This window comes from Streptomyces sp. NPDC001443 (assembly GCF_053597355.1).
This window is the reverse complement of the sequence record NZ_JBSFIA010000008.1, coordinates 79741-93126: the sequence shown is the minus strand read 5'-3', so window position 1 is coordinate 93126 and position 13386 is coordinate 79741. Positions and strand designations below refer to the sequence as shown.

Annotated in this window: 10 protein-coding genes; 5 read left to right on the top strand and 5 right to left on the bottom strand. The window is 68.5% G+C overall.

Annotated features, from left to right (window positions below; translation table 11 throughout):
* Nucleotides 1-29: 29 nt before the first annotated feature.
* Nucleotides 30-854, bottom strand: a complete 825-nt coding sequence (locus tag ACWC24_RS11795; protein WP_450662666.1) for a hypothetical protein — start codon at nucleotides 852-854, stop codon at nucleotides 30-32.
* A 110-nt stretch (nucleotides 855-964) separates the two neighbouring features.
* Nucleotides 965-2041: a hypothetical protein gene (locus ACWC24_RS11790; protein ID WP_450662665.1), complete on the bottom strand. Its 1077-nt coding sequence runs from the start codon at nucleotides 2039-2041 to the stop codon at nucleotides 965-967.
* Between the two features lie 242 nt (nucleotides 2042-2283).
* On the opposite strand from ACWC24_RS11790, the gene ACWC24_RS11785 reads away from it, so the two are divergent.
* Entirely contained in the window at nucleotides 2284-3105 is an 822-nt protein-coding gene (locus ACWC24_RS11785; protein WP_450662664.1) for a helix-turn-helix domain-containing protein, read from the top strand.
* Nucleotides 3102-3308, top strand: coding sequence for a DUF397 domain-containing protein (locus ACWC24_RS11780; protein ID WP_450662663.1), 207 nt, complete (start codon nucleotides 3102-3104; stop codon nucleotides 3306-3308). The genes ACWC24_RS11785 and ACWC24_RS11780 overlap by 4 nt, the downstream gene beginning before the upstream one ends.
* A 41-nt stretch (nucleotides 3309-3349) precedes the next feature.
* On the opposite strand, the gene pglX is transcribed toward ACWC24_RS11780, so the two are convergent.
* The 3 genes from pglX to ACWC24_RS11765 all read right to left on the bottom strand — a co-directional run bounded on the left by pglX (nucleotide 3350) and on the right by ACWC24_RS11765 (nucleotide 8018).
* A complete protein-coding gene (gene pglX, locus ACWC24_RS11775) occupies nucleotides 3350-7081 on the bottom strand; it encodes a BREX-2 system adenine-specific DNA-methyltransferase PglX (RefSeq protein WP_450662662.1) in 3732 nt (1243 codons plus the stop codon).
* A gap of 210 nt (nucleotides 7082-7291) precedes the next feature.
* Nucleotides 7292-7501, bottom strand: a complete 210-nt coding sequence (locus ACWC24_RS11770) for a hypothetical protein (protein ID WP_450662661.1) — start codon at nucleotides 7499-7501, stop codon at nucleotides 7292-7294.
* A gap of 19 nt (nucleotides 7502-7520) precedes the next feature.
* Complete coding sequence (locus ACWC24_RS11765; RefSeq protein WP_450662660.1) at nucleotides 7521-8018, bottom strand: DUF3293 domain-containing protein; 498 nt, start codon at nucleotides 8016-8018, stop codon at nucleotides 7521-7523.
* 341 nt (nucleotides 8019-8359) lie between these two features.
* Here ACWC24_RS11765 and ACWC24_RS11760 point away from each other — a divergent pair, with 341 nt between their 5' ends.
* From ACWC24_RS11760 to ACWC24_RS11750, 3 genes are all read left to right on the top strand, one after another.
* Nucleotides 8360-9448 carry a hypothetical protein gene (locus ACWC24_RS11760; RefSeq protein WP_450662659.1) on the top strand — a complete coding sequence of 363 codons (1089 nt, stop codon included), beginning with the start codon at nucleotides 8360-8362 and terminating at the stop codon, nucleotides 9446-9448.
* Between the two features lie 53 nt (nucleotides 9449-9501).
* A complete protein-coding gene (locus ACWC24_RS11755) occupies nucleotides 9502-10053 on the top strand; it encodes a hypothetical protein (RefSeq protein WP_450662658.1) in 552 nt (183 codons plus the stop codon).
* A gap of 284 nt (nucleotides 10054-10337) precedes the next feature.
* Nucleotides 10338-13202: a putative dsRNA-binding protein gene (locus ACWC24_RS11750; protein WP_450662657.1), complete on the top strand. Its 2865-nt coding sequence runs from the start codon at nucleotides 10338-10340 to the stop codon at nucleotides 13200-13202.
* The last annotated feature ends 184 nt before the right edge of the window (nucleotides 13203-13386 follow it).

Here is a 13386-nt window from a genome sequence, read left to right as displayed (position 1 = left end):
GAGGCGTTGAACTGCACCGACCTGGGCGGTCAGTTCTCGCCGCGCAGGGCTTCCAGGTAGTCCACCGCGTCCTGGCCGTCTGTCATGTCCGGCCAGAAGCCGGCCCGCAGGCCTTCGTCCGACAGCAGCGGCTCCGTCGGCAGAAGCTCGATCTCGGTCGCGCGCATCCGGACGCTCTGCCCCTGCGCGTTCTCGGTGATCTCGCCCGTCACCTCCACGCGGTCACGCCGCCAGGCCCTTCGGAGCTCGGGGTCGAGGTCGTCACCGAAGTACACGGGGATCACCTCACCGCCGACCTCGGTGCGCAGCAGTGCGCGGGGGCGGTGGTGCTGCTTGTCCTCTTCCAGGCCGCTCAGACGTCCCCGCCGGGAGCCGAACGTACTGAAGCGTGCCCTCGCGGCCGCGTCCAGGTGCAGGGCCGTCCGCTGAGTGACCTCGACCGAACGAACCGCCACTCCGTCCGCTCTGACCTCGACGCACATTCCGACGTCCGGTGAGGCCCCGAGGGACCGGGCCATGCGCCGCCCGAGGTTCGCCGCGCGAAAGGTCCACCCGGTGGGGATGCGGGCACTGGACTCGGCCTCGTGCAGTCCTGCCACGGTGGTGCGGACCACGCGCTCCACCACGTCGTAGGTGGAGTGCTCGGCGATGCGCAGAGGTTCGAGAACGCAGGCGACGCTGCCCAGCCGCAGCTCGTTGAAGGCCCAGCGGGTGCCTTCGCTGCTCGGCCGCGCGGTCTCCGTCACCTCCAGCTCATGCAGGAGGGACAGCATGTTCTGCATGGTCCGAAGGGAGTCCTGGGCGTCCATGCCCGCGTGCGGCCCCCGAAGCTTGAGCGCGAGCTCGATCCTCATGCCGCACCTCCTCCCGTCGTCGGCGCCGTCGGTCGCGTGCGTCGTCACGGTATGCGAAGACGCCCACCATGTTGGTGCCCTTCCCCCGAAGTTTTCACCCGGAAGAAACGCTAGCGGGTGCCACGGACACCGGGCAGGGCGCTGTTCTCCGATGCCCGGAACGGTGACCTGCCGGGGGCCGGGAGTGTCGGTGGGATACGGCGGGCGGTGCATGCCGGGCACAGGACCTCCTCGCCGACCGGCCTGAAGAGCCGTGGCTGGACGTGGTGGCCCTCGCACTCCCGGGTGCCGGTGAGGCGGGGTGAGAGGCGGGGGCTGGGGGCAGGGGCGAGGGAGGCATCGGGTGCGCGTCCAGGGGCGGGCGCGGGATTGCCGGGCGGGGGCTGCGGTACGTCCCGGAGGAGGTGGCGGAGCAGGCCGCCGGGGCGGTGGACGGGGGTGCCGTCGTCGGGGAGACCGCGGAGGATGTGGGCGCGGACGGCGGCGGGCGGGTGGCCAGCTTCCAGCCAGCGGGCGGTCAGCTCAGTCAGCTCGGCGTACATGGCGCGAGGCATGTGCCGGAGGTCGGGGGAGAGCCCGGGGTAGGCGGCGGTGAGGGCGCGGGCGGCTTCGAGGAGTTCGGGGGTGTGGGAGGTCCGGGAGGCCAAGGGTGTTCGGGGCTTCCCCTGGGGCTTCTCCGGCTCGGGCGGAGCTGGTTGTCCGGGGGGTTCGGGGGGTTGGTGGGAAGTGTTTTCCTCGGGGTTTTTATTGGGATGACCGTCGGTGGGCGGGGTGGTCGGTTCGCCGACGGCCGGGAAACGGGGACTCGGTACGACCTGCGGCGACACCCGCTCGGTGGTGGTGCCGACGCCCACCGGAATCCGGGCGAGGAGCTTGGCGGCCTCAGTGGGGCTCAACGGAACGCTGGAGACGAGCTGCTGGGTGGCCCACTGACCGCCGGGACCTTGGACGCGCCGTTCGTGCACGAAGCCCTCGTCCTTCAGCTGGCGCTTGGCGCGGGTGAAGGCGGTTGCTCCGATACGGGCGCGTTCGGCGGTGCGCGCGAGAGGTTCGCGCGCTCCCTGCGGGAGGGAGAGCTGCCAGGTCAGGAGGCGGACGGCGTCCGACGACAGTCGGGGGTGCCGGATGAGCTCGTGGGAGAACTGGGTGAAGGCGCGCGGGGGCGCGATATGGTGACGATAAATCACGGTGGGAGCCCTACTACTTCCACTGGTGGTTCAGGCCCTCGCGAACGGTTGGCGCCGTTGCGGGGGCCGTATTTATGCTGACCGTACAGCACGGAAAGTGTTTGAATGGACACAATGAGTGAAGAAAGCTTTCGTGGGGGCTTTCACTCACACGAACCAACTTGCCTGGTTGTGCGCTTGGTTGACGCAGGGGCGTCCTAGCCTGCGCTCACGGAGCGTGGAGGCGGCAGGGGGCGAGCGGGATGGACGCGGGTGCGGAACCGGACTCGGACGTCGAGTTCCTGCGGTGCTTCGGGCGCCAGATGAAGCTGTTGCGGGAGCTGGCCGGGCTCACCCAGGCGCAGTTGGGGGAGCGGGTCGGGTACGGCGAGGCGCAGATCGCGGCCGTGGAGCAGGGGCGGCGGATTCCCAAGCCCGAGCTGATCGATGCGGTGGATCGGGCGGTGGGGGCTCGGGGGGTGCTGGTGGCCATGAAGGAAGAGGTGGCCAGGGCTCGGTATCCCTCGTTCTTCCGGCGGTATGTGCAGCTGGAGGCCGAAGCCGTTGAGCTGCACGCCTACGTGAACCATGTCATCAAGGGCATCTTGCAGACCGAGGAGTGCGCGCGGGCGGTGTTCCGTATGTGGCGCCCGCTGCTGGACGAGGAGTCGATTGAACAGGGTGTGTCCGCACGCATGGAACGGCAGAAGCTGTTCGCGCGGCGCCCTGCTCCGCTACTGAGCTTCGTTATTGAGGAGCATGTGCTCCGGCGGCCGTTGGGCGGTCGCGAAGTATGGCAGGGCCAACTTGAACAGCTTCTGCTCTACGGACACCAGCGCAACGTCGAGATGCAGGTCATGACGGCAGAGCGAGACGAACATGCCGGTCTTGCAGGGCCGTTCACATTGATCCACTCGAAGAATGAGCGCAGGATGGCCTATATGGAAGTACAGGATGTGAGCGCCCTGTACACGGAGTCGAAGAAGGTCAGCCCGCTCGAAGCTACGTACGGCGTTCTTCGGGCTCAGGCGCTGACTCCTCGGGAGTCCCTGGCCTTCATCGAGAAGCTGTTGGGAGAGCTATGAAGGCAGGTAGCCCCGGGCATGTCGCTGGGGAGCTGGGCTGGTTCAAGAGCAGCTACAGCGCAGGCAATGGTGGCGACTGCGTTGAGGTCGCTGACGCCGGTACGACCGTACTGGTCCGCGACTCCAAACGGCCGGGGGAGGCGTTCCTCTCCGTCGGCGCCGATGAGTGGGCAGCGTTCGTGCGGATGGCCGCGCGCGATTGATGTGAGGGAGGGGCGGTCGGTTACCGACCGCCCCTCGTCACCTACTCGCTCTTCTTCTGCTGACCCCGCGTCTTCTTCTCGGGGTGCCAGTTGGCGAGATCAGTCTCTGACAACTCGGCGTCCGCGCGGCCCGATTCGAGGGCGGCCTGGAACTCCTCGGCGGGGTTGCCCTCCCACTCCTCGTCGTACTCGCCGTACCACTGGTGAACCCAGGGCAGGACTTCCCGCAGTCCGGCGAGGAGCGGTACGAGCCGGGGGTCCTTCTTGTCCCAGCCGCCGTCTTCGATGCGGTTGCGGATGAGTCCGACGAGGGCGTCGGCCTGGTCGCGGTGGTTCCAGCCGGCCCAGCCGAGGAGGAGGGAGGTGTCCGACTCCACGGAGGCGCCGGGGTAGGAGATGAAGCGCTCCTTGGGCACGTCGAGCTTGCCGCGGTTGGACCAGTAGGAGTGCTTGAGGAAGTCCGCGCCGGTGTACTTCGGCGGCACCTTGATGTCGAGCCGCTGACCGGTCCGGTCCTCCTCGCGCTGCTGCTCCCAGACCTGCTCCCACTGCGCACGCTTGCGCAGCCCGGTGTCCTTGTAGCGGAGGGCGGCGAGGTACGGCACGTGCTCGGCCTCGATGACGGCCGCCAGGACGGTGGCGAGGGAGGCGTCACGCTTGCCGAGGTGATCGGCGGCGTACAGCTCGGCGACGGCCTGGACGTCCTTGTCGTGGCGGAGGGCGTCGGCGAGCTGGTTGACGGTGAGCGGCCGGGGCACGGTGAATCCGTCCCGGTCCTCGAACCAGATGTCTTCACGCTCGGCAGCGTCGAGCAGCCAGCTCCGCAGGGCAGCGGCTTCCCGCTTCTCCCAGGACTCGGTGGACCAACGGCGCTTGTACTCGGGTCGCTCGATGAGCCGAATGTCCGTGTTGGCCTGGATGAGGTCGATACGGGCCTGGACGACCTGACGGTATGCCTCCGGCCAGTGAGCGGGGATATCGGTGACAGGGGTGGAACCGTGCCGCTCGAACCAGGCGGTCTCGGCTTCCCCGGAGGCCACCTTGCGCGCGAGCGCGATTTCGAAGGCGCGCTGCCCGAGCGTGACCTCGGGAACGTCGACGGAGTTGGTGCGGGCAGCCTCCCTGGGACTGAGTAGGCCGTACGCGCCGTAAATGGTCCAGTCCAATTCCTCCTGCAATGCGATCATGCGCGCGTGGGTCAGCTCCTGCGTATGGCGAGCTTGGTCCAGGGTTTCCCGGGTCGGTGCGGCGTTGCGGGCGAAGGAAGAAGGTTCATGCTTGGTCAATGCCTGGGCCAGGGCGTCAAGTTCGCGGCCGAGTGTGAGGGGTAGTTGCTCCGGGAGTGGGAATTTATGAAGCTTGGTTGAAGAAAACTGGTAGCGCTCTTCCCACGCCTCGTCTTTGATGCCGCACCCGACGCCGCTGCCACCCTTACCTTGGCTCACCTGTTTCATCCAGAAGCATGCGGTTGAAGAGTTCAACAGGCCCAGCAGCTCTAGGTGCCTCTCCTCGGTGGCACCTTCTGGCAATTTGATTGCTGGAGCTGTCTGCTTGAAAAGCTTTCCTCCGCGGTCCAGGGTGAAGTGGTTATGGGTAGTCACTTCGCCGTACGTGATAGTGAAGGGCGAGATGAGGCGTTCGGCGTAGTTTTCCAGGTGCTCGTACCACGATCGCCCATGTTCTTCTAGGGTTCGACCGAAGAGGCCCCGAGCTCTTAGGGTGGACCGCAATGGCCAGAGACTTCGTGCGGGAAGGTGGTCGCTCTCGGGCACGATCGTCTTGTGGGATCTATCTGCATAGGGGCTTCGTACCAGCAGGGAGCCATGTAGTCTGAAATCTCGAACGCTATCTCCCACCACGAAGCGTTCCACGAATTTTTCGTCTCTGAGGCGCGTCGCGGTGGCATGGTTTGGCAGAGTCCAAGCCTCATCTTCGCCTGGATTTGTCGTGCGCCCGATAACGTCGATTCGGCTGGAAAGTGGGGTTCTGATCCCGTTTTCCAGTCGCGCAAGACAATTGACTGCCCCTCCGCCGGAAAGAGACCAAGGGAATGAACTGAGGTACTCCCGTTCCATTTCGGCTGTGGAGATCCACTCCGACTCGCTCCCGGGTTCCCGCACCTGAGTCGCAATTGCCTGCCACACGAATCCCCTCTCGGGATTAGCGGGCTGGCTGGGCTCTCCCCGTACCCCTAGCGCCGCACGTACAGTTTCACTCTGCCGAGCGACCTGATTCCGCCCAGCCAAAATCACGGTCGGCGTGCCATGTCCGGGAATGAATGCTCCCGACGTATCGATCACATGCGTCAGCTGAACCCTCGGGAAGAACTCTTCGATCAACTTCTTCCCGAACTCCCGCTTCATGAAGGAGTTCGCCGTGATCTGCCCGGTGAACCCCCCATCCCGATGGTCACCCCCAGCCCGCACCGCCAGCTCGAAGATCCGCTGAGCAAACGGCACCGACAACGCATACTGCCGATAGCAAGCGTCGTACGCAGCCTTGTAGTTCTTGTTCTCGTTCGCGTCCTTGACCGTGATGTACGGCGGATTCCCCACCACCACGTGATAGGTCCCCCGCCCGAGCAGGTCCACCTCCCGCGCGTACTCCTCCACGTCCTCGGTCCGGAAATAGAACGGCTCGTCTTCTGCGAACAGCGTGTCCAGCGCCTCCGTGACCGTCTCCGCGCCCCGCCCATGCAACAATGAGTCCGCCACAGCCACCCGAATAGGCAACCCGGGAGCCGCGCTCAACTCCCGCACCCCACCGGCCTTCAGTGCAGCCACCAGCAGCCGGAACCGCGCGATGGCCACAGCGAACGGGTTCTTGTCGGCCCCGTGCACGGACTCCAGCGCCCGCCGTACCAGTACCCACGGCTCGGTCCCGGGCTCGGCAGCTCGCCACTTCTCCAGCAGCCGCTCGAACATGCCGAGCAGGAAGTGTCCGGAGCCGCACGCGGGGTCGATGCACCGCAGCCCCCGTACGACCTCCTCGCCCGCGGGCCCGTCCGGGAAGACCTCGCCGTCCCAGCCGCCAGGCCGGTGCTTCCACGCCGGCGTCAGCCCGAACTCCTCCACCGCGGGCTCCAGCGTCAGGTCGAGGATGAACTCCTCGACGAACACCGGGGTCTGGAGCAGCGCGTACGTCTTACGGGCGTGCTCCGACAGGTCTTGGTACAGGTCACCCAGGAAACGCGTGTCCAGCTCGGCGTCGGTGAAGTCGTGCACGATCTCGCCGTCGGCGCCCCGCTGCCGCCAGAAGGCCAGCAGAGCCGTGGCCGCCTCGTACGACGGCGTGACCTCGTACAACGGGTTGTGCGTGGAGTCGAACAGCCCCGCCACCGTCCGGTGCGACTTGGCGAGGAACTCGAAGGAGTCCAGCAACCAGTCCCGGTCGTTCCTCGCCGGGTTCTCCCGGAAGTACGCGTCGTGCCGGTCCTGCGCCTCGGCCAGCCGATCCCCCGGCCCGGAGAGCCACGGCTCCGAGATCAGCCCGTTGTCCTCGCTGAACCGCACGAACACGCACGCCAGGACCCACGCGGCGGCGATCTGCACGACCCGCTCGTCACGCCACGTCTCGTACATCGCCGCCGTACGCTCCGCCATGACGGCCTTGTCGTACTCGATCCGCAGCGCGTCCCGGAACTCCGGCTCGGCCTCGGTCCGCTCCCGAAGATCGTCCTCAAGGAGCCGCGCCTGAGCCTGGAGATCCTTCAGCAGCCGTGTGCGATCGAGCGAGGCCCCCGCCCCCTGCGTCCCCTCAGCTGTCACGGTCACAGCCGCACCTCTCATCCTGCTCACGGCACCGTGATCACCACGGATGCACATATTTCACGGCGAACCCCCCAAGGCTCGCCGTTCCATCCTGCCAGCCCGGCATCAAGGGCTGTAGACACCTGCCGACCGTCCCTCGCGCGCTGCCGCGCACGACATCGGCCGCCTGCCTTCACGGGCAGCCGGCCGCCGCGCCTCCCGGCGCGGCAGACGTCATTCCGGGCCCTCCACATACGGCCGGGCCAGTCGGCGCAGCGGCGACGTCCTGTCCCACACGTGCCAGCGCGCCCCGCACGCCGGATCGGTCGCGTACGTCACCTCGGCCGGAAAGCCGTCGGCCTTGACCCGCTCGGCTGGTGGGTCGATGAGACGCCTGCCGCAGCGCGGACAGTGATCCGGCGTACGCATCGGGTACATGCCCATGGCTTTCCTCTCCCCTCCCTCAACGCCTGCCCGCACCCGCGGAACATCCCCGCTCGGACGCCGCCCAGCTGATCACCGAGGCGGCATCGCTGTCGCAGGCCAGGACGCGCCACGCACCGGGCGTCCAGGCGAAGATCGCGTCCTGTCCGAACCGACGGCCCAGTGCGCGGGCAGCCGTATCACTCAGGCCGACGACGCCGACGCTCTCCTCGCGGTGCGTGCCCCGTACGTCGCCGCCCTCCGCGGGCCACCAGGTGAGGCCACGGCGGCGGATCTCGGCGAGCAGCAGACAGTGAGCGCGCGTGTTGGCGTCAGAGGGTGCCGTACGGCCGTAGGGGTTCCATGCGGTGATCACATGGACGGTGGCACCCTCGGCCGGTCCTGGAAAGGAACCCTCGGCCGTCCCCGGAGGGCGAGGCTCGACGCGAACGATCCGGTCCTGGAACCGGATGTCGACGACCGCGGTCCGGTACAAGTCCCAGTTGCTGGGCGTGGCGGATGCGTCGATGGCATGCACAAGGGCCTCCTCGGAACGAAGACCCCCTTACGGCTCGTGCAGGGAGATCGGTGCTGACCCCGACCCCGTCCTGTTCGGCCGGGTCGGTCAGGCCGCAAGATTTCATGATCATGGCCTCGGCGCAAGGGTTTGTGAAGATCTTGCGGAAGATCAGTGCGGGTGTTAGCTTCCCGCTCGGTCGTGTGATCCGGCGTCAAACCCCTGACTTACTGCACGAGATCACACCCGGGCGTGCGACGCCCGGGGTGGCGACCGGCCCGCGCGAGGTGCGCGGGCCGTGCAGATCACCGGGGCGCGGCAGCGCGTTACCGGGGTCATCCGACTCCGGAAGGCTGTCCGACATGCCCGTACCCTCCGACGCCGAGCCGGGCCACGCGGGCCTCCCTCTCATCGATCTCGCCGCCGCTCGGGAACTGTTCCGCACGGCTGAGGTGACTGGCCTCGGCACGCCGGGGAGCGACGAGATCTTCGACCGATGGCTCGGCGAATTCCGCGACATCGCCTTCTACCGAAACGCGGACCGGCCTCTACAGGCACGGCCCGTCGGTGTGAGCGACGGGGTGCCGGAATGGCTGGACAACACCCGCGTCGGACGAGCACGACTGGAAGCGGTCTGTTTCAACCCGTCCCGGCCCGCTCCGGAAGAGGGGCCCGCCGTGGTGTCCACGGAGGACGAGGAGTGGACGGACGAGGACGACGAGGAGTGGACGGACGAGACGGACGAGGACGACGAGGAAGCCCTCGTCTGTAGCGGCACGCCCCTCTGCTGGCACTGCGAGCCGGACCGGAAGCGCTATGCGAAGGTCGACAACGGTCGGCACCGGCAGGACGACGGGGACGAGGGGGACGACGAGGACGGGGAAGACCAGGAGGGCGACGGGGGCGACGGCCGGCTGGTCCTCGAACTCGTGAAGGCCTACAGAATGATGTTCGAGGACCCTTCCTTCGACCTGAGCGGCGAACTCCCGCCGGACTTCCGCGCGTACTCGCTCCGGACGCTCACCCTCCTCACCGAAGCCGCCCGGAGGAAGCTGGACGCGGAGCGATGGGACACGGTCGGGCCGTGGCATCTGGTCTGGTCCTCTTGCGAGACCGACGTCACCAATCCGGCCTGGGAGGGCGAGGACTTCAACCCCTCCGGCGACGACCCGGACGAGGAATCGGACGCGATCCACTGCCATGCCTCGATCACGAACGACGATGACGCTCCCGTCCTCCAGATCGTCGGCACCCGCTGGGGAGAGCAGCACATCATGCACTACGCGCCCGTGTACCGACCGGGCGACGAGTTCCCGGACGTCGACACCCTGGACGGGCTGCGGGATGTCCTGACGCGGGCGACCGAGCGGCTGGGCGAGGCCGGCTACGAGATGTCCGACGAGTGGTCGGTCGACTGGTCGCGCTGCCACATTCAGCTGGACGACAACTGAGACCACGGACGACGGGCCACAACGCCCGATGACGAGTGAGAAGTGGAGGTGTGATGGACAACGGTACGAATCCCCGGCCCGGAAAGCTGACAGCCAGGGGTGGGGCCAAGGCGAGCGCTGCCGCCGAGCGGGCATCCAAGCAGGAGGCGGAGCTCCGGCGCCGACGCGCTCTGCTTGAAGCGGACTACGCCCGCGACGCCGAGCTGCGACGCAACGGACTGGGGGTCGCTCCGGTCAGAGCGGAGAAGCCGGTCCCGGCCGCACCCGGAAGACAGGGTCTGCTCGGCAAGCGGGCGAAGAAGCGCCCGACCCGGGGCCTCTCGCTCTCGGCGGCTCCCGCCGTCCGGGCCGTCCCCGTCGCGGACAGGGGTGTGGACCGACGGCAGAATTTTCCCAAGATCGCGCCCGCGTACATGCTGTTGACCGCGGCGGACCTGCAACGCGAGCGGCGGAGGGAGCAGGCCCGGAAGAAGAAGCAGGCGGAACGGCTGCAGGCGAAACAGAAGGCACAGTCCACCGAGAAGTCCGGGACACCCGGAACGGGCACCCGCCGGGCGAAGGCGAGCGGAACAGGCTCGCAGGCGACCAAGCCTCGTCCCAGGTAGAAAGCCGTGATCGTGCGGCTCACCGGCCCGCGCCGCATCCCCCGCCCGTGCGGGCATGCGGCACGATCCGCCTCCGGGAAGATCCCCTGAACCCCTGTCCAGGGAACGGGCGGCGACCTAACCTGATCAGGGAGTTCCGCCGTGATCACCGGAGACGAGGAGCGCGGCGGGAGGAGGGGAACAGCAGGTCGGGGAGGGGGCGCCCGTACGTCACCGGGGGAGCGTGCTCATGCCGCGCCACCCCGCCGCGTGCCGGGCCGCGCCACCCCTGCCGGGGGAGGGCCATGAATCACTGGGTCGGCATCGTGTCGCTGCGGGAGACCGCACCACCCACGCCCGTGCACCGCATCGCCCTCGCGATCGATGCGGCCCGCAAGCGCACGTCGTACACGCTCGGCAGCCGACAGGTTCCGTACGAGCGCATGCGCGCGGCCCTGCGCAGGCTCGCCCAGGACTATGCGAACCGCTACGAGTGGGACCACTGGCAGTACTGCGTCGACTTGGCCGGTGCGTTCTTCAACGGCGGTCAACCCCCGCGAGGGCTGCCCGGCTGGCTCGTCGCCGACCTGCGCTTCGCCCTCGACCGGGGAGCCGTCGCGCCGAAGAAGGCGCACGAGCGGAATGCGTTCCCGCGGCAGGCGACCTTCAGCCACGCCCCGGACCGTCGTCGGCCGGAGCCGTCGTCCCGTCGTAAGCCCGCCCCCGTCCGTGAGGTCAGGGGCAGGGACGACCACCGGCCGTCCGTCGAACCTGCACACCGTGGTCCCCGCCCCCACCGGCAGCTCGCCTCCCGTGACATCACGTATCCGCCGTTGGTCGCTCCGCCCACGGAATTGGTCGCCGAATCCGGCGTCGAGGTGGTCGCCGCCGTACGGCAGACCGCCGGCGAGTGGGAGACCACCCCGGAGGCGACCGCATGGCTCGGGCTGGCAGCCGAGCACCGCAGCCACCTCCACGAGAGCCGCGATATTGAGCGCGTCACCCCGCACGTCCTCGGCCTGCTGGACCGGCTCGGTGGCACCACTCTCGACGTGATCCTCCTCGACGCCTACGCGCGGTGGGCCCGCCCGCGGAAGTCCGGCGAACAGTCGGTCGACCACACCCGGCGCCGCCGAGCTGCGGAGCTGGCGCTGGGCAAGTGGGCCACCGATGGCTGTCTGCCGCGTATGGGAACGGGTGAGGCACAGAAGCCGGCCGCGTCCGTGGCCGAGAGTGTCGCCCGCCAGATCCTCGGCGTGCTGAGCCTGACCGGCGCACACGACACGGCACGTCGGCTGGTTGCAGCCGTTTGGGCCGATCTCGACCGGCCGTCGGCGGAGACGGGGCCCGATCCGGTGGCCAAAGCGCAGTCGGTCTTCGGGAAAGAGGGGCTGACCTACGGCGACGACGGCGAGGAGGGGCCCGACCACGAGAAGCTCTTCCGGGTCGTCGCCCGTACCGGTATCGGACGGAGCGCGCTCGGCGTCGGGCGCTCGAAGAAGGGCGCTCGCGTTGCTGCGGCCCGCGCTCTGATGGACAAGTACCCGCAGGTGGTGAAGCAGGCCACCGCCCCGACGGCCCCGCCGACCGAGGCCCGGGCCATGCCCCCTCAGCCGTACCGGCTGCCGGACCTCGGGCACCGGGACGCCGTCACCGACCTGGCGGCCATGTTCGAACTCGGGCACCGGGCGGACGGGCTGCTCGCCCAAGCGCTCACGCACACGTCCTGGACCTACGAGAACAAGGCCGCGGCCACCGCCGTCCACCAGCGGGCCAACGACCTCCTTGCCCATCACGGCGCTTTCGTCATCGACCACTTGGCGGCCCACACCAGGGCCCGTACCGCGTTCGCCCGCGATCTACGACTGGACGAGGACGACACCCGTCTCCTCACGTCGTCCGAGGAGGCCACCGCCCGGCTCGGCGGCGTGCTGGCCGTCAGCGACGGGCTGCTGACCGGTCACGGGGAGCGCGGGGAAGGGCGTGCGGCGATTTCTGACGCGGCCCAGGCCGTGGTTGCCGCAGCCTGGCGCACCCGCGGCCCGGAACTCCTGCGGCGCCGGCCCGTAGTGCTGGACGAATGGCTCACCGCGCTCGACCACGGGCATGACCCGGTGACCGTTCTCAACGCGCTGACTGCCATGTACGGCATGACGTACGACTCCGTGTACCAGACTTCGGGTCCAGATCACGACAAGACGTACACCGCCACTGCCGTCCTGCGTGAGAACAATGGCCGGGTTCACCGGTGGACCGGCAGGCCTGACGGCCACAGCGGGAAGCCGGAGGCCAAGCAGACGACCGCCCAGGAGATCCTCGACATCCTCGCCGCCCCCGCCTCCGCCGACGTCTTCGACACCCTTACCCTCCACCGCCGCGACCTCCTGACCGGACTCTTCCGCGCACAGCTCGACGGACTCGGCACCCCGACCGAACGGCAGCGCACCCGCATCCTCGCCCGCGGCGACCTCGGCGCCGACCTCCTTGCCACGGGCGACACGGAAGCGTTCCTGGCCTGGGCCGAGCGGGTCGGCACCCTGCTCGGCCCGGACGGCGCGCCCGTGCCCGAAGCCCTGGGCGCGCTGTACCGACAGGTCCTCGACGACACGCGCCGCGGCCCCCGCTCCCTCCTTCACCGGATGGCCGCCGCCCAGGGCACCGACGGCGCGAGCGTGGTCCGGCGGCACGCGGCCGACGCGGTACTGCGCGCCGTGCACACCGGGCCGTGGGAGAAGACCGTCCGCGACATCGTCCAGGACTGGTGGCGCGACCAGGCGCCCGATACCGGCGTCACGGTCAGCGATCTCATGCGCCGGGAATCCTTCGAACCCCTGCGGGTACAGCTCGGTGCGCTGCACGAGACCCTGAGGTGGTGCGGCGAGGTCGCCGACGCGGCCGGGACCCCGGTCGACGTCGAACTGACCGTCCAGGACGGCACACTGCACGTCTGGATCGGTCTGCACAGCGTCGACGTCAGGGCCGCCTGCGACGACTTCGCCCAACTCCTGTCCCGCACCCTGCCGTACACCGACTGTCTGGTCGACGACGACCACGTACTGCTGCGCCTGCACAGCGGCCCCGACCCGAGCACCCTCTCCCCATTGGCGGCGGCCGGAGTGGACGCCTATCTCGGTGAGACCGACGTGCGGCGGTCGACCGAGGTCCTCTGATCCCGATCCATCCTGCCGGAGCATGAGAAAGCAGAGATGCGATCTGCCATGCAGACCCGCAAGACGACCAACACCGCCAGGGAACACGGCGACTGGGCAGTCCCGTACCGGCTGGCCCACTTCGTCGACTTCGCGGTTCAGGGTGCCGTCTGGGGCTACGTAAGCCGTGTGTCCGAATTTGCTC